19 protein-coding genes and 1 riboswitch are annotated in these 24,674 nt (G+C 73.3%); of the genes, 4 read left to right on the top strand and 15 right to left on the bottom strand.

The features are described from left to right. The first annotated feature begins 34 nt into the window (after window positions 1-34). From AQI94_RS06905 to AQI94_RS06915, 3 genes are read left to right on the top strand one after another with little or no spacing between them, the layout of a single operon-like run. The gene (locus AQI94_RS06905; RefSeq protein ID WP_062229628.1) at window positions 35-1,672 is read left to right on the top strand and encodes a type 2 periplasmic-binding domain-containing protein; all 1,638 of its coding nucleotides are present in this window, start codon (window positions 35-37) and stop codon (window positions 1,670-1,672) included. 43 nt (window positions 1,673-1,715) lie between these two features. Further along, the gene (locus tag AQI94_RS06910; protein ID WP_031060863.1) at window positions 1,716-2,789 is read left to right on the top strand and encodes a LacI family DNA-binding transcriptional regulator; all 1,074 of its coding nucleotides are present in this window, start codon (window positions 1,716-1,718) and stop codon (window positions 2,787-2,789) included. After that, window positions 2,786-4,690 (top strand): DUF2264 domain-containing protein, encoded by a 1,905-nt coding sequence (locus AQI94_RS06915; RefSeq protein WP_051833040.1) that lies wholly within the window; start codon window positions 2,786-2,788, stop codon window positions 4,688-4,690. Before AQI94_RS06910 ends, AQI94_RS06915 begins: the two co-directional genes overlap by 4 nt. Here AQI94_RS06915 and cobC read toward each other — a convergent pair. Genes cobC through cobM form a run of 6 tightly spaced genes read right to left on the bottom strand, consistent with a single transcriptional unit; the run spans window position 4,638 to window position 10,994 of the window. Continuing rightward, window positions 4,638-5,708, bottom strand: a complete 1,071-nt coding sequence (gene cobC / locus AQI94_RS06920) for an Rv2231c family pyridoxal phosphate-dependent protein CobC (RefSeq protein WP_062229629.1) — start codon at window positions 5,706-5,708, stop codon at window positions 4,638-4,640. The genes AQI94_RS06915 and cobC overlap by 53 nt on opposite strands. Beyond that, window positions 5,698-6,627: a sirohydrochlorin chelatase gene (locus AQI94_RS06925; protein ID WP_031043985.1), complete on the bottom strand. Its 930-nt coding sequence runs from the start codon at window positions 6,625-6,627 to the stop codon at window positions 5,698-5,700. The genes cobC and AQI94_RS06925 overlap by 11 nt, the downstream gene beginning before the upstream one ends. Next, window positions 6,624-7,214: a precorrin-8X methylmutase gene (locus tag AQI94_RS06930; RefSeq protein ID WP_031043988.1), complete on the bottom strand. Its 591-nt coding sequence runs from the start codon at window positions 7,212-7,214 to the stop codon at window positions 6,624-6,626. The genes AQI94_RS06925 and AQI94_RS06930 overlap by 4 nt, the downstream gene beginning before the upstream one ends. After that, window positions 7,211-8,902: a precorrin-3B C(17)-methyltransferase gene (gene cobJ, locus AQI94_RS06935; RefSeq protein WP_031043993.1), complete on the bottom strand. Its 1,692-nt coding sequence runs from the start codon at window positions 8,900-8,902 to the stop codon at window positions 7,211-7,213. Before cobJ ends, AQI94_RS06930 begins: the two co-directional genes overlap by 4 nt. Then, window positions 8,899-10,176: a bifunctional cobalt-precorrin-7 (C(5))-methyltransferase/cobalt-precorrin-6B (C(15))-methyltransferase gene (locus AQI94_RS06940; RefSeq protein WP_031043996.1), complete on the bottom strand. Its 1,278-nt coding sequence runs from the start codon at window positions 10,174-10,176 to the stop codon at window positions 8,899-8,901. The genes cobJ and AQI94_RS06940 overlap by 4 nt, the downstream gene beginning before the upstream one ends. Then, complete coding sequence (gene cobM, locus AQI94_RS06945; protein WP_031043999.1) at window positions 10,173-10,994, bottom strand: precorrin-4 C(11)-methyltransferase; 822 nt, start codon at window positions 10,992-10,994, stop codon at window positions 10,173-10,175. The genes AQI94_RS06940 and cobM overlap by 4 nt, the downstream gene beginning before the upstream one ends. A gap of 105 nt (window positions 10,995-11,099) precedes the next feature. Here cobM and AQI94_RS06950 point away from each other — a divergent pair, with 105 nt between their 5' ends. After that, window positions 11,100-11,828, top strand: a complete 729-nt coding sequence (locus AQI94_RS06950) for a ZIP family metal transporter (protein WP_031044000.1) — start codon at window positions 11,100-11,102, stop codon at window positions 11,826-11,828. Between the two features lie 23 nt (window positions 11,829-11,851). Here the strand turns inward: AQI94_RS06950 and cobI are convergent, their stop codons facing one another. From cobI to AQI94_RS06995, 9 genes are all read right to left on the bottom strand, one after another. Further along, window positions 11,852-12,598, bottom strand: coding sequence for a precorrin-2 C(20)-methyltransferase (cobI, locus tag AQI94_RS06955; RefSeq protein WP_031044003.1), 747 nt, complete (start codon window positions 12,596-12,598; stop codon window positions 11,852-11,854). Then, entirely contained in the window at window positions 12,583-14,082 is a 1,500-nt protein-coding gene (locus AQI94_RS06960) for a cobyrinate a,c-diamide synthase (protein ID WP_031044006.1), read from the bottom strand. The genes cobI and AQI94_RS06960 overlap by 16 nt, the downstream gene beginning before the upstream one ends. Beyond that, entirely contained in the window at window positions 14,082-14,681 is a 600-nt protein-coding gene (gene cobO / locus AQI94_RS06965; RefSeq protein ID WP_031044008.1) for a cob(I)yrinic acid a,c-diamide adenosyltransferase, read from the bottom strand. The genes AQI94_RS06960 and cobO overlap by 1 nt, the downstream gene beginning before the upstream one ends. Further along, a complete protein-coding gene (locus AQI94_RS06970; protein ID WP_031044011.1) occupies window positions 14,681-16,702 on the bottom strand; it encodes a putative cobaltochelatase in 2,022 nt (673 codons plus the stop codon). Before AQI94_RS06970 ends, cobO begins: the two co-directional genes overlap by 1 nt. After that, window positions 16,699-20,355 carry a cobaltochelatase subunit CobN gene (gene cobN, locus AQI94_RS06975; RefSeq protein ID WP_031044016.1) on the bottom strand — a complete coding sequence of 1,219 codons (3,657 nt, stop codon included), beginning with the start codon at window positions 20,353-20,355 and terminating at the stop codon, window positions 16,699-16,701. The genes AQI94_RS06970 and cobN overlap by 4 nt, the downstream gene beginning before the upstream one ends. Then, the gene (locus AQI94_RS06980; protein ID WP_031044019.1) at window positions 20,352-21,845 is read right to left on the bottom strand and encodes a cobyric acid synthase; all 1,494 of its coding nucleotides are present in this window, start codon (window positions 21,843-21,845) and stop codon (window positions 20,352-20,354) included. Before AQI94_RS06980 ends, cobN begins: the two co-directional genes overlap by 4 nt. Further along, window positions 21,842-22,783 carry a cobalamin biosynthesis protein gene (locus AQI94_RS06985; protein ID WP_031044021.1) on the bottom strand — a complete coding sequence of 314 codons (942 nt, stop codon included), beginning with the start codon at window positions 22,781-22,783 and terminating at the stop codon, window positions 21,842-21,844. Before AQI94_RS06985 ends, AQI94_RS06980 begins: the two co-directional genes overlap by 4 nt. A 101-nt stretch (window positions 22,784-22,884) precedes the next feature. Next, window positions 22,885-23,024: riboswitch (cobalamin riboswitch) on the bottom strand. Between the two features lie 130 nt (window positions 23,025-23,154). Then, window positions 23,155-23,376, bottom strand: coding sequence for a hypothetical protein (locus AQI94_RS06990; RefSeq protein ID WP_020121372.1), 222 nt, complete (start codon window positions 23,374-23,376; stop codon window positions 23,155-23,157). A 29-nt stretch (window positions 23,377-23,405) separates the two neighbouring features. Continuing rightward, on the bottom strand, window positions 23,406-24,644 hold the full coding sequence (locus AQI94_RS06995; RefSeq protein WP_031044027.1) for an inorganic phosphate transporter: 1,239 nt from the start codon (window positions 24,642-24,644) through the stop codon (window positions 23,406-23,408). Between the last annotated feature and the right edge of the window lie 30 nt (window positions 24,645-24,674).

Consider the following 24,674-nt stretch of genomic DNA (forward strand, 5'->3'; position numbering starts at 1 on the left):
GAGCTGACACAAGCCGACACGAGGTGATTCACCCATGCCCAGCCTGTCCCGACGCACCCTGCTGCTGTCCGCGGCGGCCCTGTCCGTCCCCGGTGCGCTGACCGCCTGCTCCACCGGTTCCGGCGACAGCGACGTCTCCAACGCGGGCAAGAAGCTGGCCCCCTGGCCCGCGTACAAGGCGGCGAGCGGGCCCAAGCCGGACCTCGCGCCCACCCGGGCGGGCGTCCAGGCCGGATACACGGCCTACCCCGCCGACCTGGTCAGGTCCGTCTCCCGCACCCCCGGCGACGGCTCGACCGTCAAGGTCATGTCGGTGTCCTTCGGCACCCCGCCCAAACCGGCCTCGGCGAACCGGTTCTGGGCCGCCGTCGAGAAGGCGCTGGGCGTGAGGATCGAGTACACGATCGTCTCCCAGGCCGACTACCAGAAGAAGATGGCCACGGTCATGGCGGGCGACGCCGACACCCTGCCCGACATCATCAACCTGTTCTCCGGCTTCGTCCTGCCCCGCGAGGCGGAGTTCGTGCAACGCCGGGCCGAGGACCTCACCCCGTACCTGTCCGGCGAGGCGATCGCCGACTACCCGAACCTGGCCGGCATCCCCACCCACGCCTGGCAGGACATGGGCCGCATCGCCGGCCGCATCTACGGCATCCCGCTGGAACGCCCGCTGCCCGGCTCCACCCTCTGGCTCAACCAGGGCCTGTTCACCGACTCGGGAATGAAGGAGGGCTGGACCTCGGAGGACTTCGCCGCCGTCGCCCAGCGGGCCACCAGCGGCCGCACCTACGCGCTCGGGGCCGCCAACGGCTCCCTGTTCGGCAACGCCGTGCACGCCGCCGCCCACAACGCGCCCAACGAGTGGGCCGTCACCAAGGACGGCACCTTCCACCACTGCGCCACCGACGAACGCTACAAGGCGGCCATCGCCTTCCAGGCCGGACTCCGCAAGAACGGCTCCTACTACCCCGACTCGACGTCCGTGTCCCAGATCGACCTGACCACCCTCTACTACAACGGCACCGTCGGCTCCATGCAGGACGGCTTCGGCGCCTACCTGTCCAAGTACCGTGAGTCACAGGGCAAGTTGACCCCGGCCGCAGCGCTCCCCTACAGCGTGGACGGCGAGAGCGGCGGGATCGTCGCCGCCCGCCGCTCCTTCGGCTACACCGTCCTGAAGAAGGCCGGGAAGGAGCGCGTCGAACTCCTCCTGCGCATCCTCGACTACCTCGCCGCCCCCTTCGGCAGCAGGGAGTGGGAGCTCGTCCACTACGGCGTCGAGGGCACCCACTTCACCCGCGGCAAGGACGGCTCGCCCGAGCCCACCGAGCTCGGCGAGGTCGAGAACAACACCAACCTGCCGCTGAAGTACCTCGCCGAGGGCCCGCAGGTGCTGTTCGTGCCGGGCATGCCGGACGCAGTACGGGCCCTGCACTCCTGGCAGCGGAAGGTCGTGCCGCACGCCATCCGCAACGCCTCCAACGGCCTGCAGTCCCGCACCAGGAACGCCCAGGGCACCACGCTCAAGGCGATGCTCGACGACGCCGTCACCGGGATCGTCGCCGGGCGGCTGCCGCTGTCCGAGTGGGACGCGGTGGTCAAGAAGTGGCGGGACCGGGGCGGCGACAGAATGGCCGGTGAGTTCGCGAAGGACTACGCGGCCAACACATGAGGCGCCGCCGGTGGAACAGGAGACGCGGGGGATGGAGAACGACATGACGGAGCCGGGGTCCAGGCGACGGGTCACGATCCGTGAGGTCGCCGAAAGAGCGGGGGTGTCGATGGCGACGGCCTCCCGCGCGCTCAGCGGCAACCACCCGGTACCGGCCGCGACCCGGGCCCGGGTCCTGCGCGCCGCCCGCGATCTCGACTACGTCGCCAACGCGCACGCCCGGGCCCTGGTCGGCGGCGGCCGCAAGATGGCCGCCGTCGTCGTCCGGCAGGTGACCAGCCCCTTCTACGCCCAGGTCGCCGAGGGAGTGGAGGCCGAGGCCGCCGACCGCGGCTGGCTGTGCGTGGTCGGGGCGACCGGCGGGGACCCGCAGCGGGAGATGGAGTTCGTGCAGCTGATGCGGGAGGAGGGGGCCCGGCTGGTGATCCTCGTCGGCGGGGTCGTCGAGGACGAGGCGTACCGCGAGCGGGTGGCCCACTACGCCCAGGCGCTCGACTCCACCGGGGCCCGGCTCGTGCTGTGCGGCCGTCCCGCCCCGGATCCCGAGATCCCGGCGCTGGTCGTCGAGTTCGACAACGAGGCCGGGGCCCGGGCGATCACCGGGCACCTGCTGTCCGCGGGGCACCGGCGGATCGTCTTCCTCGGCGGCCTGCCCGGGAACACGGCCCTGGACGCACGCGTCGCCGGGTACCGGGCCGCGCTCGCCGAGCACGGGCTGCCTCCCGAGGCCGCGCGGGTCGTCGACTGCGGGCTGGGCCGGGCGGCCGGACTGCGGGCCATGGGTGAACTCCTCAAGGAGACCAGGGAGTTCACGGCGGTGGTCGCCGGGGACGACATGGTCGCCGCGGGGGCCTTGCGTGCCATCGCCGACGCGGGGCTCGCCGTGCCGGCGGACCTCTCCGTCGTCGGCTACAACGACATCCCGCTCGCCGAGGACTTCAACCCCCCGCTGACGACGGTCCGCACGCCCGCCGAGGAGCTCGGCCGGGCCGCCGTACGCATCGCCCTGCGCGACCCCGAACACGCCGCCGGAAGCCACCACCTGCTGGGCACGCACATCGTCGTACGCCGAAGCGTCGCCCCACCACCGACCGACGGAGGACTCACCCCCGTATGACCGCGCCGCATGTGTCGCCCCCCGACGACCCGACGCACCACCTCGACCTGCCGCCCACCGACCCGCTCCGCTCACCCCTCACCGGCTGGACCCGCGCCCACTGGGAAGCCGTCGCCGACCGCCTCCTCGACGGGCTGCTGCCCTACGCCACCCCCGGCTTCGCCCAGTACCGGCTGCCCGGGCCGCCCAGCCACTCCGGCGCCTGGTCCGACGGGCTCGAAGGGTTCGCGCGGTCCTTCCTGCTCGCCGCCTTCCGCATCGCCGGGTCGGCGGGGCGGGTCGCTCCCGCGCTCGTCGAGCGGTACGCCGCCGGGCTCGCCGCCGGTACCGATCCGCACCACCCCGAGCACTGGCCGCCGATCACCGACCGCGCCCAGCCGATGGTGGAGGCCGCCTCGGTCGCCCTCGCGCTGCACGAGACCCGGCCCTGGCTGTGGGACCGGCTCGACGACGGAGTGCGGGGCCGGGTGGTCGAGTGGCTGGGCGGGTTCGTCGGGGCCACCGCCAACGACTCCAACTGGCGGCTTTTCCAGGTGATCACGGAGGAGTTCCTGGCCTCCGTCGGCGCCCCGCACAGCCGGGCGGAGATCGAGGCGGGCCTCGCCCGGCTGGACGACTGGTACCGGGGCGGCGGCTGGTACACCGACGGCGACGGGAAGAAGTTCGACTACTACAACGCCTGGGCGCTGCACCTGTACCCGGTGCTGTGGGCCCGGATCGCCGGACCGCGCGCCGACCCGGCGACCGTGGCCCGCCACCGCGACCGGCTGCGCGAGTTCCTCGGCGTCCACCAGTACTTCTTCGGCTCCGACGGCGCCCCCGTCCACCAGGGCCGCTCGCTCACCTACCGGTTCGCCGCCGCCGCCCCGCTCTGGGCGGGCGCCCTCTCCGACGCCACCCCGCTGCCGCCCGGCCGCACCCGGCGCCTGGCCTCGGGCACCCTGAAGCACTTCACCGAGCGGGGCGTCCCCGACGAGCGCGGCCTGCTCACCCTCGGCTGGTACCGGCCGTTCGAGGGAGTGCTCCAGCGCTACTCGGGTCCCGCCTCCCCGTACTGGGCGAGCAAGGCGTTCCTCGGTCTGCTGCTGCCGGCCGACCACCCCGTGTGGACGGCCCCCGAGGAACCCGGCCCCGTCGACACCGCCGACACCGTCCTCGCCCTGCCCGCCCCCGGCTGGCTGCTCCACTCGACCGCTTCCGACGGGATCGTCCGCCTCGTCAACCACGGCACCGACCGCCTCCCGCCCCCACCCGCCACCGACGCCGACAGCCCGCACTACGCCAAGCTCGCCTACTCCACCGCCACCGCCCCCGAGACCCCCCTCGGCCCCGACAACCACCTCGCCCTGCTCGCCCCCGACGGCACCCCGTCACCGCGCGGCCGTATCCATCCGCTGGGCTGCGAAGGCCGTACGGCCGCCTCCTGGCACCGCGCACACGGGCACCGCGTCGAGACGGTGAGCGTGGTCCACGGGCCGTGGGAGGCGCGCGTGCACCATGTCCCGGGGAGCAACGTCCGCGCGCGGGAAGGGGGCTGGGCCATCGCTGACGACGCCGAGCCGCCGGTCGCCGAGTCCGGGCCGGGCTGGGCGCGGGTCCGCCGGGCCGCGGACGGACTGACGAGCACCGTCGTCGGCCTGTACGGCTGGGGCGAGGGCATGGGCAGGGTCGTGGCGGCCGAGGACACCAACGCCTGCGGGCGCCACTCGGCGACCCCCGTCCTCGAAGGCACCGGCCCCCTCCTGGTCACCCTCGTGGCCCTCGGCACCGATGTGCGGGTCACGGGCGCGGGCGCCACCCTCACCGCAGCGGGCGCCGTCGAGATCCGCTTCCCCGACGGCACCCGCCTCAGTGCTGGGCCAGCGTCACGGCCTGATCCAGCGCCTGGAGAAAGGAGTTGACCGTCGCCCGGTCCCGCACCGCGAGCCGCAGCCACTCCTCACCGAGCCCCGGGAAGGTGTCCCCGCGCCGCACCGCGAACCCCAGGTCGCGCAGATGCCGCCGGACGTCCGTTGCCCTCGGCAGGCGGACCAGGACGAAGGGGCCCTGCGCCGGTTCGACCACCCGCAGGCCGTCCGGGGCGAACTCCCGCAGCCCGGCGACGAGATGGGCCCGGTCGGTGGCCACGCGGTGGGCCGCGTGGGCGGCCTCCGCCAGGGCCCGGGGCTCCGTGCACGCCACGGCCGCCGCGAGAGCGGGAGTGGAGACCGGCCACAGGGGCTGGGCCCGCTCCAGGCCGGCGATCGTCTCCGGGGCGGCGAGGACGTAACCGATGCGGAGCCCGGCCAGGCCCCAGGTCTTGGTCAGGCTGCGCAGGACGACGAGTCCGGGCACGTCCGTGCGCCCGGCCAGGGCCTCGCGCTCGCCCGGCACCGCGTCCAGGAACGCCTCGTCCACCACCAGCGTGCGCCCGGGACGGGCCAGTCCGGCGATCGTGTCGGCCGGGTGCAGGACCGAGGTGGGGTTGGTCGGGTTTCCCACGACCACCAGGTCGGCCTCCTCGGGGACCGCCGCCGGGTCGAACCGGAAACCGTCCTCCTCCCGCAGCAGCACCCGGTGGACCTCGTGCCCGGCATCCCGCAGCGCCGCCTCCGGCTCGGTGAACTGCGGGTGCACCACCACGGCATGACGAACCGTCAGAGCGCGGGCGAGCAGCACGAACGCCTCGGCGGCCCCCGCCGTCAGCAGCACCCGCTCCACCGGCACCCCGTGCCGGACGGCCACCGCCGCCCGCGCCTGCCGGCCGTCGGGATAGGCGGCGAGCCCGGCCAGCGACCCGGCGATCCGCTCCCGCAGCCAGGCCGGGGGAGTGTCCGCGCGGACGTTGACGGCGAGGTCGGTGAGCCGCGCCCCGTCGTCCCGCACCTCGGCGTCGCCGTGGTGCCGCAGATCGTGGCCCCCGGCCCGGTCAGTGCGCATGGGTGTGGCTTCCGTGGTGGTGGCCGTGGCCGTGGTGGTGGTCGTCGTCGTCCGGGTGGAAGTGCGGCTGCTGCGGCAGGCCCACCTTGTCCTCGAACCCGGGCAGCGCGATGCGGTACACGCACGAGTCGCAGTTCATCCGCAGATCGCCCTTGACGGCCTCCTGGTAGCGCTCCATCACCAGGTCCAGCAGCTCCGGCTCCGGGCCGATGACGTCGGCGGAACGCACCTCGACCTCCGGATGCGCGGCCGCCCAGCCCTCGGTCTGCTGCCGCACCCGGTCCGGCAGGATCCCGGTGAACAGGAAGTAGGGCAGGACGACGATCCTGCGCGCGCCCAGGGCCACGCACCGGTCGAGTCCGCTCGGCACGTCCGGCGCGGCCAGCGACACGAAGGCCGTCTCCACGCCCGCGTAGCCGCGCCCCTCCCACAGCAGCCGGGCCGCCTTGTACACCTCCGCGTTGGCGTCGGGGTCCGTGGAGCCGCGGCCCACGAGCAGCACGGTGACGTCCGCCCGGTCCATCGGAGTACGGCTCCCGGTGGCGCCGAGCGCCTCGTCGAGGCGCCGCTCCAGCACGTTCAGCAGCGCCGGGTGCGGGCCCAGCGGACGGCCGTAGGTGTAGGAGATCCCCGGGTGGCGTTCCTTCTCGCGGGACAGCGCGGCCGGGATGTCGCCCTTGGCGTGCCCGGCGGACACCAGCATCAGCGGCACGGCGGCGAACCGGCGGACACCGCGCTCGACCAGCTCGGTCACCGCGTCGCCCAGCGGTGGCGGGGACAGCTCGATGAAGCCGCCCGCGACGGGCAGTTCGGGATGGCGGGCCCCCAGCTCCCGGACGAAGTCGCGGAACGCCTCGGCTCCGGCCTCGTCCCGGGTGCCATGACCGGCGATGAGCAGGGCGGGCGGCGGGGTGGTCACGATGTCTCCTCAGCGGGGTGGGTGGGGTGGTACAGCAGGGCGTTGAGCGCGGCGGAGGCCACGGCGGACCCGCCCTTCTCGGACACGTTGCTCACAGCGGGCAGGCCGCTCTCGCGCAGCGCGGCCTTGGACTCGACCGCGCCGACGAAACCGACGGGCAGCCCGATGACCAGCGCCGGGGCCGCGTCCAGGGTCAGCAGCTCCTCCAGCGCGGTGGGGGCGTTGCCGATCACCCAGATCGCCCCCGGGCCGACCTGCTCGTGGGCGAGACGGATCGCATGGGCCGAACGGGTCAGCCCGGGGCCGGACTCGGCGTCCCGCAGCCGGCAGACGGTCTCCCGCCGGGTGATGCCCGCCGCGACCATCTCCACGTCGGTGACGACCGGCGCCCCGGAGTGCAGCGCGGCGTGCGCCTTCTCCAACTCGGCCTCGTCCATGACGAGATCGGTGGCGTACTCCAGATCGGCGGCGGAGTGGATGACCCGCTCCACCACCGCCCGGGTCAGCGGCGGGAAGTGCGAGGTGTCCAGGCGGGCACGCAGCCGCCGGTAGGACTCCACCTCGATCGGGTGGACGACACGGTTCACTTCGAGCCCTCCTCCGACGTCTGCCAGCGGTAGCCGCGCGGCGTCACCATGCGCCCCGCGATGTCACGGGTCGCCGTGTTGCCCACGGTCACGACCGTCATCATGTCGACCGTCGCCGGGTCGAGAGCGGCCAGTGTCGTCAGGCGGCCGGACTCGTCGGGCCGGGAGGCGTTGCGTACGACGCCGACCGGCGTGGTGGGCTCCCGGTGCTCGGCGAGGATCGCGAGCGCCTTGGGCAGCTGCCAGTCCCGGCCCCGGGAACGGGGGTTGTAGAACGTGACCACGATGTCCGCCTCGGCCGCCGCGCGCACCCGCCGCTCGATGACCTCCCACGGGGTGTGCAGGTCGGACAGGCTGATGGACACGTGGTCGTGGCCCAGCGGGGCCCCCAGGATCGCGGCCGCCGCGAGTGCCGCGGTCACCCCCGGAACGCCGATCACGTCGATGTCGTCGGAGGCCTCGGCGAGCGCGGGGGAGGCCATGGCGTACACCCCGGCGTCCCCGCTGCCGATGAGCGCGACCGCCTGGCCCTTGCGGGCCTCCTCGACGGCCGTGCGCGCCCGCTCCTCCTCGGCCCCCAGGCCCGACTCCAGGACCCGGGTGCCGGGCCGCAGCAGATCGCGGATCTGGTCGACGTACTGATCGAGCCCGACCAGCACGGAAGCCCGCTGGAGCTCCGCCCGCGCGCGGGGCGTGAGCAGGTCCCGGGCGCCCGGTCCGAGTCCCACGACCGCGAGCCGGCCGCGCGCGGGACGCCGTACGACCGCGCAGGTCGCCATGGCGGGCGTGGCGGCCGATTTCCGCTTGGGGACGAGGAGTTCACCGCCACCGATCAGCGCGGCGGCCTCCGCGACCGACGGTGTGCCGACGGCCGCCAGGGGCGCGTCCGAGGGGTTGGGCACCTCGACGGCGGCCAGCTCCTCGGCGGAGTGGGTCACCAGGGGCACACCGAGCCGCCCGGCCGCCGCGACGATCCCCGGCTCCTCGGCCTTGGCGTCCACGGTGGCGAGTTCGGCGATCGACCTCGTCGACAGCCCCGCCTCGCGCAACGAGCCCTCGATCAACTCCAGTACCTCTTCGGCGGGCGCGTCCTTGGAGGCGCCGACGCCGACCACGAGCGTGGGCGGCCGCAGCACGACCTCCCGCTCGGAGAGCTCGACGAGCCGGTCCGTGACACGGATGCCGTACGCCCCCTCCCCGGCGACCGGCAGCGGCGGCAGCGGCCAGTCCGACTCGTTGTGCAGGGCGACGGGTTCCCCGTCCAGGAGGGCCCGCGACACGGCCGCCACCGCTCCCTCCACCGGCAGCCCCAGGGTGTCGAGCCCCGGCACCCCCACCGCGTCGGTCGCCGTCGTCACCACGGGCTCGGCGCCGAGCAACTCCCCGGCCTCCCGGGCGAGTTCGTTGGCGCCGCCGCCGTGGCCGCCGACCAGGGAGACGGCGAACCGCCCGCCCTCGTCGACGCACACCACACCCGGGTCGGACGCCTTGTCGCCGAGCAGCGGCGCGATCAGGCGGACGACCGCCCCCGTGGCCAGGAAGCACACGAGCTGCTCGCACTCCGCGAACGCCCGCCGTACGGCGTCCCCCACGGGGCCGTCGTACACGCGCGTGCGGTCCGGCCAGGCCGCGGCCAGCCGGTCGCGTGCCGCCGCTCCCGCCGCGGTGGCGGAAATAAGGCCGATCACTGAGCAACTCCCTCTCGATACACGGGGTTTCTGACGCCCCACAGCAGGAAAACCGGATTGGTCGCCGCGAGCCGGGTCACGTCCCCGGGCAGCGGCGCGAGCCGGGACGACTGCAGCAGTACGCCGTCGCAGTCCAGCCCGGCGTCGGTGAGGGCCGCGCGGACGGCCGGCACCCGGTCGAGCGCGGCCATCGCCACGACGACACTCCGCCGGGCCCGGCGGGCACAGGCGGCGACGATCCCGGGCAGCTCGCGTCCGCCGCCACCGACGAACACGGCGTCGGGATCGTCCAGTTCGGCGAGCGCGTCCGGTGCCGACCCGTGGACGACCTGGACGTCGGCCCCGTGCGCGGCCGCGTTGGCGCGGATCCGCTCGACTCCGTCGGCGGCCTTCTCGACCGCGACGACGGCGGCACCGAGCCGCGCACACTCCACGGCCACGGACCCGGACCCGGCACCGACGTCCCAGACCAGCTCCCCGAGCCGGGGCCCGAGCCGTGCGAGCGCGAGCGCCCGCACCTCGAACTTGGTGATCATGGAGTCGCGGTGTGCGAACTCGCCTTCTTCCAGGGCCCATTGAGAGGGGGGTGGGGGAGGCCCGGCGACGGTGCGCACGGCACCGAGAGCCCGCCGCTCGTCGAGACAGAGGACGACACTGACGGCCGTACCCCAGTCGCGTCCCGCGGCCTCGGCGGGGGTGACGCGTTCGACGCACTCGTCCTCGGTGCCGAGGGCAGAGGCAACGAGGAGTACGCGTTCCAGGGGCGCGGGGAACTGCGCGACCAGCCCCGACGGCGCCGCACCCGCCCCCCTGCCCAACGCGGCACCAAGCTCCGCAGGACCCGCCCCGGGCCCGGTCAGCACCGCCACCTTCGGATGTGCCCGGCACACGTTCACCGCCGTCCGCAGATCCCGCCCATGCGCGCTGACCACCACCGCGTCGTCCCACGGCAACCCCACCCGGGCGAACGCGGCGGCCACGGAGGACACACCGGGACGGACGTCCAGCGCCGCCGCCCCGAACCGCTCCGCCAGCACCCGCACGATCCCGAAGAACCCGGGGTCGCCGGAGGCCAGCACGACGACCCGGCTGCCCTTGTCGTGATGGCGTTCGATGATGTCCAGCGCCGGAGCCAGCGGTCCGAGGACGACCCGCTCGGCGTCCGCCGGGACCGCCGCCGCCTCCAGGTGCCGCCGCCCGCCCACGACCAGCTCGGCCCCGGCCAGGGACTCCGCGGGCGCCGCCGCCGTCCCCGTACCCACGACCGTGATCACGTTCCGGCGCCCTTCGCCGCCCGCAGCGCCCGCCGGGCCTCCGGGTCGGCCTTGCGGTACCCGTGGAAGTGGCCGGGGTGGTACAGGTGCGACCGCGTGCCCTCGGCGTCCAGCGCCGGACCGACCAGGAACAGCGTGTGCTTCCACAGCTTGTGCTCCTTGACGGTCTCCTCCAGCGTCTCGATCGTGCACCGCACCACCAGCTCCTCGGGCCAGGTCGCCTGGTAGGCGACCACGACCGGCGTGGACGTCGGATAGCCGCCCTCCAGCAGCTCGCGCACCAACTGGCCACTGCGCGCGGCGGACAGGAAGATCGCCATGGTGGTGCCGTGCTTGGCGAACTCCCGCACCTCCTCACCGGGCGGCATCGGCGTCTTGCCGCCGCCGAGCCGGGTGAGCACCACGGACTGCGCGACCTCGGGGATGGTCAGCTCGCGCTGGGCGAGGGCGGCCACCGCCGAGAAGGCGGAGACCCCGGGCACGACCTCGGTGGCGATGCCGATCCGCGCGCACCGGTCGAGCTGCTCCTGCGTACCGCCCCACAGGGCGGGGTCGCCGGAGTGGATCCGTGCGACCTGGAGACCCTCCTCGCGGGCCCGCTCGTACACGGCGACCACGTCCTCCAGCGACATGGTCGCCGAGTCGAGGATCTCCGCGTCCTTCCGCGCGTGGTCGAGGACCTCCGCCTGCACCAGGCTCGCGGCCCAGATCACGACGTCCGCCTCGGCGATGGCGCGCGCGGCCCGGAACGTCAGCAGATCGGCGGCGCCGGGGCCGGCACCGACGAAGGTCACCTTGCCGGTGGGGGCAACGGCCATGGAAATCGGTCCTCTCATCACAAAAGTCGGGAAAAGGTCTTACGGCTGCGGTCGGCGAGGTGGCCGGATGTGCGCGAACGGGGGTTGATCGGATACCAAGGCCCTATGGCGGTCTTCGTCGCGCTCGGCGCGTTCCTGATGACGCTGGCCGGCGGCTGGACGGCACAGCGGGTGACCGACCGCCGTCATCTGGTCCTCGGCCTGGCCGGCGGACTGATGCTCGGCGTGGTCGGCCTGGACCTGCTGCCGGAGGCGCTGCGCGCGGCCGGCGACGAGGTCTTCGGCGTGCCCGCGGCCCTGCTGCTGTTCGTGGCCGGTTTCCTGCTGGCCCATCTGGTGGAACGCCTGCTGGCCGCCCGCCAGGCCGCGCACGGCGGCGAGGAGCACGACGGCCGGGTCCCCGAGGTCGGCCTCACGGCGGCGGCCGCGATGGTCGGCCACAGTGCCATGGACGGCGTGGCGATCGGCGCGGCCTTCCAGGTGGGCGGCGGCATGGGCACGGCGGTCGCACTCGCCGTCGTGGCCCACGACTTCGCGGACGGCTTCAACACCTACACGATCACGAGCCTGTACGGGAACGACCGCCGCAAAGCGCTGACGATGCTGTTCGCGGACGCGGCGGCCCCGGTGGTGGGCGCCGCCTCGACGTCGTTCGTGACCATCCCGGAGGGCCTGCTCGGTGGCTATCTCGGCCTCTTCGGCGGCGCGCTCCTCTATCTCGCGGCGGCCGAGATCCTCCCCGAGGCCCACCACGAGCACCCCGCCCGCTCGACCTTGCTGTGCACGGTCGCGGGCGTGGGCTTCATCTGGCTGGTGGTGGGACTGGCCGGCTGATCCGGCCGCCTCTCTGACGGGCCTCACAACTTGCCGCCCCGGCTGCCGTCCCGCCGCGCGGGCGCGATCAGGGTGGAGAGATACGGCAGGGGAGCCCCGTCGAGCTCGGCGGCGGACCGGATGGACTCGGCCTCAAGACCGAGCGCCGATCCCCATACGGCGTCGTCGAGCCGCCCGGTCTCCCGCAGCGCCTCGGCCACCTCCGCGGCCTGCCGCCCGAACTTGTACGCCACGACGGTCCCGGGCCCGCTGAGCGCGTCCTTGAGCACGGCGGAACCGGCGGTGACGGGCACCAGCGTGAGCGGCTCGGTGCCCTCGGTCAGCACGGCCCCGGAGCGTGCGGCGAGATCCTGCATGGCGGTGATGCCGGGCACGGTCTCGACGACGACACCGGGCACGAGCGCGCCGATGGTGTGGGCGAGATAGGTGAAGGTGGAATAGACGTTCGGGTCGCCGATGGTGGCGAAGGCGACCGACGGGTGCGCGGCGAGCAACCGGGCGACCCGCTCCCCGGCGGCGTCCCAGGCGGCCTCACGGCGGCCGTGATCGCTCCGCTCGTTGAGGGCGAAGACCACCCGGACGATCTTCTCCTGCGGCACGTAGTGCAGCACGGTCGCCTCGGCCCGCCCGCGCTCTCCGGTGTCCATCACGGGTACGACGACCACGTCGGCGGCGCGCAGGGCGTTGACACCCTTGACGGTCACCAGCTCCGGATCCCCGGGCCCGACCCCGACCCCGATCAACCTGCTGCTGCTCATGACGTCCGGCACCTCTCCACGAACCGACGGGCGACACCGGGCTCCGCGGCCCAGTGCGTGTGCAGATAACTCGCGTGCACACCACGCTGTACAAATCCTTCGAGCCGCCGTCGGGGCACCCGCACACCCCAGGCCGCGGCGTCCCCCGCCCCCGGCTCCACCACGGTCCGGTGGAACTCGTGCCCCCGCATCCGCGTCCCGGCGACGGCGAGCGAACTGTCGCTGACGGCGACGGCGTCGCGGTACCCGAGGGTGAGCTTCTCCTCCATCCGCGCCGAGGCGTCGAGCACCCCGCACATCGGCTGCCCGTCGAGCTCCCGGCACAGATAGAGCAGCCCGGCACACTCGGCGGCGACGGGAGCGCCGGTCTCTGCGAGGGCGGAGACGGCCTTGCGCAGCGGCTCGTTGGCGGACAGCTCGGCGGCGTAGACCTCGGGGAACCCGCCCCCGATGACCAACCCGGCCGTCCCCTCGGGCAGTTGCTCGTCCCGCAGCGGATCGAACGTCACGACCTCGGCACCGGCGGCGGCGAGCAGCTCGGCGTGCTCGGCGTAGGAGAAGGTGAAGGCGGGTCCACCGGCCACGGCAACCAGGGGAGAGCTCGGCCGCGGGTCCGGTGGGGGCTGGTCGCGCAGTTCCCCGCGCCCCTGACTTGCCCACCTGGTCGTGTCTTCCAGCCCGTCCGGCGTTTGAGGATGAGGCCCTTCGGGCCGATGGGGGGCTGGGGGCGCAGCCCACAGGACCTCCGCCCCCAGGACCTCCGCCGCGTCCCAAGCCGCACACGGCAACGCGCCGGCGCTTCGTGCGAGCGAGACCAGCCCCTCCAGATCACACCCCCGCTCCACCTGCGCAGCCATCGCGGCAATGGAAGCCACCGCATCCCCGCGCCGCTCAGCGACCGGCACCAGCCCCAGATGCCGGGACGGGGTGTCCACCTGCGCCACCCGCCGCAGCACCCCGAACACCGGCACCCCGGCCGACTCCAGCGCCTCCCGCAGAAGCTCCTCATGCCGATCGGACGCGACCTTGTTGAGGATCACGCCCGCCACCCGCACCTCGGGATCCCACGAAGCGAACCCGTGCACCAGCGCCGCGACCGACCGGGACTGCGACGAGGCGTCGACGACCAGCACCACCGGCGCCCGCAGCAGCTTGGCGACATGAGCGGTGGACGCCAGTTCACCCTCCCCGGCGGCCCCGTCGAACATCCCCATCACACCCTCGACGACGGCGAGGTCACACCCGCGCGCCCCGTGCAGGAACAGCGGAGCCACCAGTTCGGACCCGCACAGGTACGGGTCGAGGTTCCGCCCCACCCGCCCGCTCGCGAGCGCGTGATAGCCGGGATCGATGTAGTCGGGGCCCACCTTGTGCGGAGACACGGCGAGCCCCCGCGCGGCGAACGCGGCCATCAACCCCGTGGCGACGGTGGTCTTGCCGCTGCCGGAGCACGGCGCGGCGATGACCAGCCGGGGGACGGAGACGGAGGAGGACATCACCACTCGATACCCCGCTGCCCCTTCTGCCCGGCGTCCATGGGGTGCTTCACCTTGGACATGTCGGTCACGAGATCGGCGAAGTCGACCAGCTTCTCGGGCGCGTTACGGCCGGTGATCACGACATGCTGGGTCCCGGGCCGCTCCCGCAGCACATCGAGCACCTCGTCCGTGTCCACCCACCCCCAGTGCATCGGGTAGGCGAACTCGTCGAGCACGTACAGCTTGTATGTCTCGGCGGCGAGATCCCGCTTGACCTGCTCCCAGCCCTCCCGGGCCTTCTCCTCGTTGTCCATCTGGGCGTCCCGCTGCACCCAGGACCAGCCCTCGCCCATCTTGTGCCAGTCGACGGACCCGCCCTCGCCGGACGCCCCGAGCACCCGCAGCGCGTTCTCCTCGCCGACCTTCCACTTCGCCGACTTGACGAACTGGAACACCCCGATGGGCCACCCCTGGTTCCAGGCCCGCAGGGCAAGCCCGAAAGCGGCGGTCGACTTCCCCTTGCCGATGCCCGTGTGCACCACGACCAACGGCCGATTACGACGCTGACGAGTCGTCAGTCCGTCCTCCGGCACCACACTCGGCTGTCCCTGCGGCATTACGCGGCCCTCCTCTGTACGTCCTTCACCAGTCCGGCGATCGAGTCGGCCCGCAACTCGTCCAGCGTCACCGCGGTACCGCCCAGTTCACCGGCGAGCTGTCCGGCCAGCCCCAGCCGCACGGGCCCCGACTCGCAGTCCACGACGACGGAGGCGAGCCCCTCCGCGGCGAACAGCCGGGCCGCGCGTCCCGCGAGGGCGACCGGCTCGGGTCCGCCGGTGGCCCGCCCGTCCGTCACGACCACGACCAGCGCCCGCCGCGCGGGATCCCGCAGCCGCTCCACCCGCAGCACCTCGTGCGCCCGCAGCAGTCCGGCCGCGAGCGGGGTACGCCCCCCGGTCGGCAGCGTCTCCAGCCGAGCTGCCGCCGCGTCCACCGACGAGGTGGGCGGCAGCGCGACCTCCGCGGCCGAGCCCCGGAACGTCACCAGCCCCACCTTGTCCCGCCGCTGGTACGCGTCGAGGAGCAGCGACAGCACGGCCCCCTTCACCGCGCTCATCCGCTGCCGCGCCGCCATCGACCCCGAGGCGTCGACGACGAACAGCACGAGATTGCCCTCGCGCCCCTCACGGGTCGCCTGCCGCAGATCGTCACGCCGGACCACGAGACCGCGCCCCGACCGTCCCCGCGCCCGCTGATGGGGTGCGGCCGCCTGCACGGTGGCCGCCAGGTGCAGCTTCGTCAGGGCTCCTTGGGGGCGCCGGGCCCCCGTCGTCCGCCCGTGCTCGGTCCGCGCCCGGGAGCGCCGCCCGGCAGCGCCCTCTCCGAGGCCGGGGACGCTGAGCACCTTGGTGCGGAACGGCTCGGAGGCCCGTGCGGCGGCCTGTTCCCCGGCACCGGCCCCGGACGGCTGCGGCTCACCACCGTCGCCGGCCTCCGGCTGCGCGCCGGAACCCCCGTCGGCCTGCGGCCCGTCGGAGGAGGGCGGCTGTCCGCCACCCCCGCCGGGCCCGTCCGGGTCCGGCTCGTCGTCGTTCCCGGAGTCCTCGGAACCCCCGGAGTCCCCGGAGCCGCTGAACTCCTCCAGCGTCTCGTCGAGCTTGTCCTCGTCGAGTCCCGGCGCGTCGAAGGGGTTACGGCGCCTGCGGTGCGGCAGCGCGAGCAGCGCGGCCTGCCGGACGTCCTCCGCGAGCACGTCGGTCCGCCCGGCCCACGCGGCCAGCGCGGTCGCCGTACGCGCCATCACGATGTCGGCCCGCATGCCGTCCACCTCGAACGCGGCACAGGTCGCCGCGATCTGCCGGAGCGCCCCGTCGCCCAGCCGCACCGACGGCAGCAACTCCCGTGCGGCGACGACCCGTTGCCGTACGGCCGACTCCTCGTCCGCCCAACGCGCCGAGAAACCCGCCGGATCGTCGTCGTACGCGAGCCTGCGCCGCACGACCTCCACCCGCTGGTCCGGCTCCCGCGAGGCCGCGACCTCGACGGTCAGCCCGAACCGGTCGAGCAACTGGGGCCGCAGCTCGCCCTCTTCGGGGTTCATGGTGCCGACCAGCAGGAACTTCGAGGCATGCCGTACCGAGACGCCCTCGCGCTCGACGTACGACGCCCCCATCGCGGCCGCGTCGAGGAGCAGGTCGACGAGGTGGTCGTGGAGGAGGTTGACCTCGTCGACGTAGAGGATGCCCCGGTGGGCGTCGGCCAGCAGCCCCGGCTCGAAGGCCTTCACACCCTCCGCGAGCGCCCGCTCGATGTCGAGGGCGCCGACCAGCCGGTCCTCGGAGGCGCCGACGGGGAGCTCGACCATGCGGGAGGGGCGGGTGGTGCCGGGGCCCACCTCGTGCGGGCCGTCCGGGCAGGACGGGTCCGGTGCGGCCGGGTCACAGGAGAAACGGCAGCCGGGGACCACCGCGACCTCGGGCAGCAGCGCCGAGAGGGCGCGTACCGCCGTCGACTTGGCGGTGCCCTTCTCGCCGCGCACCAGCACTCCGCCGACCGCCGGTGACACGGCGTTCAGCAGCAGCGCGAGCCGCAGGTCGTCCTGGCCGACGACGGCCGTGAACGGAAACGGGGTACTCACTTCTCGTCACCCTCCAAGTCGCCCTCCAGCTCCAGGTACGTGGCCCGCAGCCGCTCCAGCGTCTCCGCGTCCGGCTCGGCCCACAGCCCACGGTCGGCGGCCTCCAGGAGCCGTTCCGTGATGCCCCGCAGCGCCCAGGGGTTGGACTTCTTCATGAAGTCCCGGTTCTCCGCGTCGAAGACGTACTCCGCGCTGAGCTTCTCGTACATCCAGTCGTCGACCACGCCTGCCGTGGCGTCGTAGCCGAAGAGGTAGTCGACGGTCGCCGCCATCTCGAAGGCGCCCTTGTAGCCGTGCCGCCGCATGGCCGCCATCCAGCGCGGGTTGACCACCCGGGCCCGGAAGACCCGGTGGGTCTCCTCGCCGAGCGTGCGCGTCCTCACCTGGTCGGGCGTGGCCGAATCGCCCACGTACGCCTCGGGGTTGGTGCCCGTGAGGTGGCGCACCATGGCGACCATGCCGCCGTGGTACTGGAAGTAGTCGTCGGCGTCGACCAGGTCGTGCTCGCGGGTGTCGACGTTCTTCGCGGCGACGTTGATCCGCTTGAACGCGGTCTCCATGTCCCCGCGCGCCGCCCGCCCGTCGAGCCCGCGCCCGTAGGCGTAGCCGCCCCACACCGCGTACACCTCGGCGAGGTCGGCGTCCGAGCGCCAGTTGCGGGCGTCGATCAGGGGCAGCAGCCCGGCGCCGTACGCCCCCGGCTTGGACCCGAAGATCCGGGCGGTGGCGCGTCGCCGGTCACCGTGCTCGACGGTGTCCTCGTCGGCGTGCGCCTTCACGAAGTTGCGGTCGGCCGGCTCGTCCAGCTCGGCCACCTTGCGCACGGCGTCGTCGATCAGCCCGACCACGTGCGGGAACGCGTCCCGGAAGAACCCGGAGATGCGGACGGTCACGTCGATGCGGGGCCGTCCCAGCTCCTCCAGGCCGATCACCTCGAAGCCGGTGACCCGCCGCGAGGCCTCGTCCCACACCGGACGGCAGCCCAGCAGCGCCAGGATCTCGGCGATGTCGTCGCCCTGGGTGCGCATCGCCGACGTGCCCCAGACCGTCAGCCCCACGGACTTCGGGTACTCGCCCGTGTCCTGGAGATAGCGCTGCACCAGCGAGTCGGCGAGCGCCTGCCCGACCTCCCAACTCAGCCTGGACGGAATGGCCTTGGGGTCGACGGAGTAGAAGTTCCGGCCGGTCGGCAGGACGTTGACCAGGCCACGGGTCGGGGAGCCGGAGGGCCCGGCCGGGACGTACCCGCCGTCCAGGGCCTTGAGGATGTGCCCGATCTCGTCGGTCGTGCGGGCCAGCCTCGGCACGACCTCGTCGCAGGCGAACTCCAGCACGGCGACGGCGTCGGCGAGTTCGGTGCCGAGCACGTCACGGACGAGACCGGGGACGGCCGCCGTGTCCCAGGACACGGCCTCCATGCCCTCCGCGACCCGCCGGCACAGCTGCTCCAGCAGGTCGATCGCGTCGGCGGCCGTACGGGACGGTCCCTCCACGAGGTCCGACAGCTCCACCGGCACCTTCACCGGCGCCCCCGGCTCGGCGAGCAACTCCTTCTCCACCAGCCCGAAATGGGCGGCGAAGGCGGCCCGCAGTCCCGGCAGGGCGTTGGCCTGCCCGCCCCACACCTGCGAGGCGCGCAGCACGGCCAGCACCAGGTTGACCCGGGCCTCGTCGACCGGACCGCCGCCGAGGATGTGCAGCCCGTCGCGGATCTGCACGTCCTTGATCTCGCACAGATAGCCGTCGATGTGCATGACGAACTCGTCGAACGTCTCGTCGTCCGGCTGCTCGTCGACATGCAGGTCGTGGTGCAGCTCGGCCGCCTTGACCAGCGTCCAGATCTGGGCGCGCACGGCCGGGGCCTTGGTCGGGTCCAGGTCGGAGACCAGCGCGTACTCGTCGAGCAGCTGCTCCAGCTTGGCGAGGTCGCCGTAGGTGTCGGCGCGGGCCATCGGCGGCACCAGGTGGTCGACCACGGTGGCGTGTCCGCGCCGCTTGGCCTGGGTGCCCTCGCCGGGGTCGTTGACGATGAACGGGTAGATCAGCGGCAGTTCGCCCAGGACGGCGTCCGGCGCGCACCCACCGCTGAGCCCAAGTCCCTTGCCCGGCAGCCACTCCATCGTGCCGTGCTTGCCCATGTGGACGACCGCGTCCGCGCCGAACGAGTGGTCCAGCCACCGGTAGGCGGCCATGTAGTGGTGCGACGGCGGCATGTCCGGGTCGTGGTAGATCGCGATCGGGTTCTCCCCGAAGCCGCGCGGCGGCTGGATCATCACGACGACGTTCCCGAACTGGAGGGAGGCCAGCACGATGTCGTCCCCGTCGACGTACAGCGAGCCCGGCGGCTCACCCCACGCGTCCAGCATGGCCTGCCGCAACTCCGGGTCCAGCCGGTCGAACCACGCCTGGTAGTCGGCGAGCGGCACCCGCGCGGGGGCGGAGGCCAGCTGGTCCTCGGTGAGCCACTCGACGTCGTGCCCGCCCGCCTCGATGAGCCGGTGGATCAACTCGTCGCCGCCGGAGGGGTATTCCGTGAGCGCGTACCCGGCGTCCCTGAGCGCGTCCAGCACCCGCACCGCCGAGGCGGGCGTGTCCAGGCCCACCGCGTTGCCGACCCGCGAGTGCTTGGTCGGGTACGCGGTGAAGACCAGCGCGAGCTTCTTCTCGGCGTTCGGCTTGTGCCGCAGCTTCGCGTGCCGTACGGCGATCCCGGCCACCCGCGCGGCCCGCTCCGGGTCGGCCACGTACACCGGGACGTCGTCGGGGCCCTGCTCCTTGAAGGAGAACGGCACGGTGATGAGCCGCCCGTCGAACTCCGGGATCGCGACCTGCATGGCCGCGTCCATGGGGGACAGGGCCGCGTCGGACTCGTCCCAGACCGCCCTGGACGTCGTCAGGCAGAGCCCTTGCAGCACCGGTACGTCGAGGTCGGCCAGCGCCCCGATGTCCCAGGCCTCCTCGTCCCCGCCGGCCGAGGCCTCCGAGGCATGCGTGCCACCGGCGGCGAGGACGGTGGCGACGAGGGCGTCGGCCCCCGCGAGCAGCTCGTAGAGCCCGGCGTCGGCTCCGCGCAGTGAACCGCAGTACACGGGAAGGGCGTTGGCGCCCTTCGCCTCGATCGCCTCGCACAGGGTGTCCACGAAGCCGGTGTTGCCGCTCAGTTCGTGGGCCCGGTAGAAGAGCACGCCGACGGTCGGGCGGCCGTTCTCGCGCGCGTACGAGCCGTGGACGCCGTACTCCGGCATCCTGTGCGGCTCGACGAACCCCTCACCGGTCAGCAGCACGGTGTCGGAGAGGAACCGGGCGAGTTCCTCCAGGTTCGCGGGACCACCCTCGACGAGGTACTTCAGCGCCTCCGCGACCACACCCGCGGGCACGGACGACTCGGCCATCAACTCCGCGTCGGGTACGGACTCCCCGCCCAGCAGCACGGTCGGGATGCCGGAGGCCTTCAGCGCGGCGAGCCCGTCCTCCCAGGCCCGCTTGCCGCCGAGCAGCCGTACGACGGCGATGTCCGCGCCCTCGACCAGCGCCGGCAGCTCCTGCGCGACATCGACCCGGGTCGGGTTCCCGATCCGGTACGAGGCACCCGAAGCGGCCCGGGCCGCCAACAGGTCCGTGTCGGCGGTGGACAACAACAACACTGTGCTCATGCGGGCGCTCCCGGTGGAATGAAAGGCAGTCCTTGCGGCGCGCCGGACTCGATGAGCCGCCACAGCGCGTCCGTGTCCGCGTGCTGTTCGATCAGGTCGCCGAGCCGGTCGAGCTGCTCCTCGCGCAGCCCGGCGAACGAGGTGTCGGGGGCCGGTACGAACCGGCGGCCCGCGGCGGCCGCCACCTCCCGCAGGAAGGCCCGCCGGAAGCCGTCCGACTCCAGCGAGCCGTGCCAGTGCGTGCCCCAGGTCTGGCCGACGCGACAGCCGTCGAGGAAGGGTTCTCCTGAGGTCACCGAGGCGACCCCGTGATGGATCTCGTACCCCTCGACATGTTCGCCGAGGGCTTCACCCACCGGCCGGGTGAGGGTCTTCTCCCGCGCGAACCGCACGCGGACGGGAAGGATGCCGAGGCCGTCGACGTGTCCCTGCCGACTCTCGATCTCGTCCTCGATGTGCTCGCCGAGGATCTGGAAGCCGCCGCAGATGCCGAGCACCGGACGCCCTTCCGCGGCCCTTCGGACGAGGGCGTGGGCGAGCCCACGCTCGTGCAACCAGTCCAGCGCGCGCACGGTCCCGCGGGTCCCCGGAACGATGACGAGGTCGGCGTCGGCCAGTTCCTCCGGCCGGTCCACGAACCGCACCACGACACCGGGTTCGGCGGCGAGCGCGTCGACATCGGTGAAGTTCGACATGAGCGGAATCGCGCACACGGCCACCCGCAGCACGTCCTCGCCCACCGGGGCGGAGGCCCGGGAGTCGCGGACCCCCATCCCGTCCTCCTCGTCGATCCCGAGCCCGTGCCGGAAGGGCAGCACGCCGTACGTGTGCCGGCCCGTGAGCCCGTGGAGCATGTCGAGCCCGGGGTCGAGCAGCGAGACGTCACCCCGGAACTTGTTGACGAGGAACCCGGCGACGAACGCCTGGTCCTCCCGCGAGAGCAGCGCGACGGTCCCGAAGAAGGACGCGAAGACGCCCCCGCGGTCGATGTCGCCCACGACCAGCACGGGCAGCCCGGCGTTGCGGGCGATTCCCATGTTGACGATGTCGGTCCGCCGGAGGTTGATCTCGGCCGGGCTCCCGGCCCCCTCACAGATCACCGCGTCATACGTGCCCCGCAACTCGGCGAGACAGTCGAGCACGGTCCCGAGCAACTGCTGCTGGCGCCCCCCGTGATACCCGCGGGCACTCATCTCTCCCACCGGCTTCCCGAGCAGTACGACCTGACTGCTCTGTTCGCCACCGGGCTTGAGCAGCACGGGATTCATCAGCGCGGTCGGCTCGACCCGGCAGGCCTGCGCCTGCATGGCCTGAGCCCGCCCGATCTCGGCGCCCTCCCTCGTCACGAACGAGTTGAGGGACATGTTCTGCGCCTTGAACGGAGCGACCTTCACCCCCTGCCGCACCAGCCACCGGCAGATCCCGGCGGTGACGACACTCTTGCCGGCGTCCGAGGTGGTGCCGGCGACGAGAAGACCCCCGCCGCTCATGCCGTACGCCCCTTCACGAAGGCCCGCGCGGCGACACCGGCGCCGAGCGCGAGCAGGCAGACGCGCCGCGACAGCCGTACCGCGCGCTCGATGTCGTGGAGGGCGACGGCGCGCCCCTCCTGGTGCAGCACCGGCCGGTGCTCGACCCGCCCCGCGTACGAGAGGGTCCCCCCGAGCCGGACACCCAGCGCCCCCGCGAACGAGGCTTCCACGGGCCCCGCGTTGGGACTGGGGTGCCTGTCCGCGTCCTCCCGCCAGGCCCGCACCGCGCCCCGCGGACTGTCCCCGGCCAGGGCGGCGAGTACGGCGGTCAGCCGCGCCCCGGGCCACCCGGCGAGGTCGTCGAGCCGGGCCGAGGCCCACCCGAACCGCCGGTACCGGGGCGACTTGTGCCCCACCATGGCGTCGAGCGTGTTCACGGCGCGGAACCCGAGCAGCCCCGGGACCCCGCCGGCCGCTCCCCACACGAGCGCCCCCACGACGGCGTCCGAGGTGTTCTCGGCGACGGACTCCACGACGGCCCGGGCGATCCCGTCGGCGTCGAGAGCCTGAGGGTCGCGCCCGCACAGATGCGGCAGCCGCTCCCGTGCCGCCTCGACGTCCCCGGCCTCCAGCGCCCGCCCGATGACCCGGGCCTCCCGCGCCAGTGACGTCCCGCCCACGACGGCCCAGGTGGCGGCGCCGGTGAGCGCGACGGAAGCGGTACGGGACGGACGTACGACGTACTGCGCGACGGCCCCGAGCCCCACCGCACCACCCACGCACACGGCGGTGTGCAGCGCGCCCCACCCCCGGTGGTCCCGCCACAGCACCCGCTCCACGGCACCGGCGGCCCGCCCGAACGCGGCGACCGGGTGCCCACGACGTGGGTCACCGAGCAGGAGGTCACCGATCAGACCGGCGGCGGCGCCGTACGCGAAAACGCGATCGGCACGCATCGGGTCAGCCGATCGCGGGGTCGTTCAAGTGCCTGGTACTGCTGGTCGATCGGCAGGCGAGCATCGCGTCATGTCCTCACTCAGGGTGTCCACGCCCTGGTTCGACGAGTCCGGCGGCGAGAGTTCCTGGCTCCCGGGGCTACCTACCCCGGTGACAGTGGCGGGACCGCGCCGGATTCGCACCGGCTTCCTCTCCTGCTGCCGTAAATGGCTCCGGCAGTCCACCACGGGCCTTCGAGACCCGTCAACTTGCTGTTGACCTGCGGCGGGGGAGTGTGCAGAACCCCACACCACCGGTCATGGAAGACGGCCGGGCGGGCACGGAAACCGAGGTTCCGTGCCCGCCCGGCCGTCGAGTGACGGGAGTGCCGTCAGGCCACGATCAGATAGATCCCGTACGCCACCGCCGCCGCGCACGCCGCGAAGCAGGCGTAGGCGCCGGTGACCGCGAGAGCGGCCGAGTCGCCCTGGGCCGTGGCCCGTTCCTGGCGGGACAGGCCCATGATGCCGAGGGTGAACAGGGCCACGAGGCCCACGGTGACGACGAGGCTGACGCCGAAGACGGAGCCGAGTGCTTCCCAGTCGATCTTCATGGAGAGGCTGCTTCCTTAGTGCTGCGGGTTCAGACGGCGGCCGGCGGGGCGGCCGGTTCCGTCGTGACGGGCGGGGCCGGGATCGTGGCGGTGAGGTCCTCGGTCACCGTGCCCGTGGGCGGCGGGGTCACGGCGGCGATCGCCGTGGTCACCACGCCGGCCGGCTCGTCGGTCTCGTTGACGTTCGACGCGTCCACGACCTCGCGCCGCGACAGCTTCCAGATCGCCGCGCTGGAGGCGACGAGGAAGACCGCCACGACCGCCGTACCCCAGTCGCCGAGGTTGGTGACCGACTCGGCCAGGGCGCCCACCAGGGCCGCCGCCGGGAGCGTCAGGCCCCAGGCGACGAACATGCGGGTGGCCGTCGACCAGCGGACGACGCCGCCCTTGCGGCCGAGGCCCGCGCCCATCACCGAACCGGAGACGGAGTGCGTGGTGGAGAGGGAGAAGCCGAGGTGGGAGGAGGCCAGGATGACGGTGGCCGCGCTGGTCTGGGCGGCGAAGCCCTGCTGCGGCTGGAGTTCGGTCAGGCCCTTGCCCATCGTGCGGATGATGCGCCAGCCGCCGAGGTAGGTGCCGAGCGCGATGGCGAGACCCGCGGAGAGGATGACCCAGGTGGGCGGGTCGGAGTCGGGGGCGACGGCGCCGCCGGCGACCAGGGCGAGGGTGATGATGCCCATCGTCTTCTGCGCGTCGTTGGTGCCGTGGGCCAGCGAGACCAGACCGGCCGAGGCGATCTGGCCGGTGCGGTAGCCCTTCGCGGCGGCCTTGCCGTCGGCCTTCTTCCCCAGCGAGTAGGAGAGCCGGGTGGCCAGCATGGCGGCGACGCCCGCGACGATCGGCGCGGCGATCGCCGGGATCAGGACCTTGGTGACGAGCGCGTCGCCATGGACCGCGCCCATGCCGGCCGAGGCGATGGTGGCGCCGATCAGACCGCCCATGAGGGCGTGCGAGGAACTGGAGGGCAGACCCACCAGCCAGGTCAGCAGGTTCCAGAGGATCGCGCCGACCAGGGCGGCGAAGATGACCTCGGGACGGATGCCGGTCTCGTCGACGAGACCCTTGGAGATCGTGTTGGCGACCTCCACCGAGAGAAAGGCGCCCACAAGGTTGAGCACGGCGGACATGGCCACCGCGACCTTGGGCTTGAGTGCACCGGTCGAGATGGTGGTGGCCATCGCGTTGGCGGTGTCGTGAAAACCGTTCGTGAAATCGAACGCGAGTGCGGTTACGACCACAATCGCGAGGATCAGCGAGAAGTTTTCCATTTACCCAGGCAATCGTTCGAGGTCATTGGC

The organism is Streptomyces pseudovenezuelae, from assembly GCF_001513955.1.
Classification (GTDB): Bacteria; Actinomycetota; Actinomycetes; order Streptomycetales; family Streptomycetaceae; genus Streptomyces; species Streptomyces pseudovenezuelae.

Bases quoted from the DNA above. Each gene is read 5' to 3' on its own strand.
- AQI94_RS06905 (WP_062229628.1), top strand. From the start codon at position 35: ATGCCCAGCCTGTCCCGACGCACCCTGCTGCTGTCCGCGGCGGCCCTG.
- AQI94_RS06910 (WP_031060863.1), top strand. From the start codon at position 1,716: ATGACGGAGCCGGGGTCCAGGCGACGGGTCACGATCCGTGAGGTCGCC.
- AQI94_RS06915 (WP_051833040.1), top strand. From the start codon at position 2,786: ATGACCGCGCCGCATGTGTCGCCCCCCGACGACCCGACGCACCACCTC.
- cobC (WP_062229629.1), bottom strand. From the start codon at position 5,708: ATGCGCACTGACCGGGCCGGGGGCCACGATCTGCGGCACCACGGCGAC.
- cobM (WP_031043999.1), bottom strand. From the start codon at position 10,994: ATGGCCGTTGCCCCCACCGGCAAGGTGACCTTCGTCGGTGCCGGCCCC.
- AQI94_RS06950 (WP_031044000.1), top strand. From the start codon at position 11,100: ATGGCGGTCTTCGTCGCGCTCGGCGCGTTCCTGATGACGCTGGCCGGC.
- AQI94_RS06960 (WP_031044006.1), bottom strand. From the start codon at position 14,082: ATGTCCTCCTCCGTCTCCGTCCCCCGGCTGGTCATCGCCGCGCCGTGC.
- cobO (WP_031044008.1), bottom strand. From the start codon at position 14,681: ATGCCGCAGGGACAGCCGAGTGTGGTGCCGGAGGACGGACTGACGACT.
- cobN (WP_031044016.1), bottom strand. From the start codon at position 20,355: ATGAGCACAGTGTTGTTGTTGTCCACCGCCGACACGGACCTGTTGGCG.
- AQI94_RS06980 (WP_031044019.1), bottom strand. From the start codon at position 21,845: ATGAGCGGCGGGGGTCTTCTCGTCGCCGGCACCACCTCGGACGCCGGC.
- AQI94_RS06985 (WP_031044021.1), bottom strand. From the start codon at position 22,783: ATGCGTGCCGATCGCGTTTTCGCGTACGGCGCCGCCGCCGGTCTGATC.
- AQI94_RS06990 (WP_020121372.1), bottom strand. From the start codon at position 23,376: ATGAAGATCGACTGGGAAGCACTCGGCTCCGTCTTCGGCGTCAGCCTC.
- AQI94_RS06995 (WP_031044027.1), bottom strand. From the start codon at position 24,644: ATGGAAAACTTCTCGCTGATCCTCGCGATTGTGGTCGTAACCGCACTC.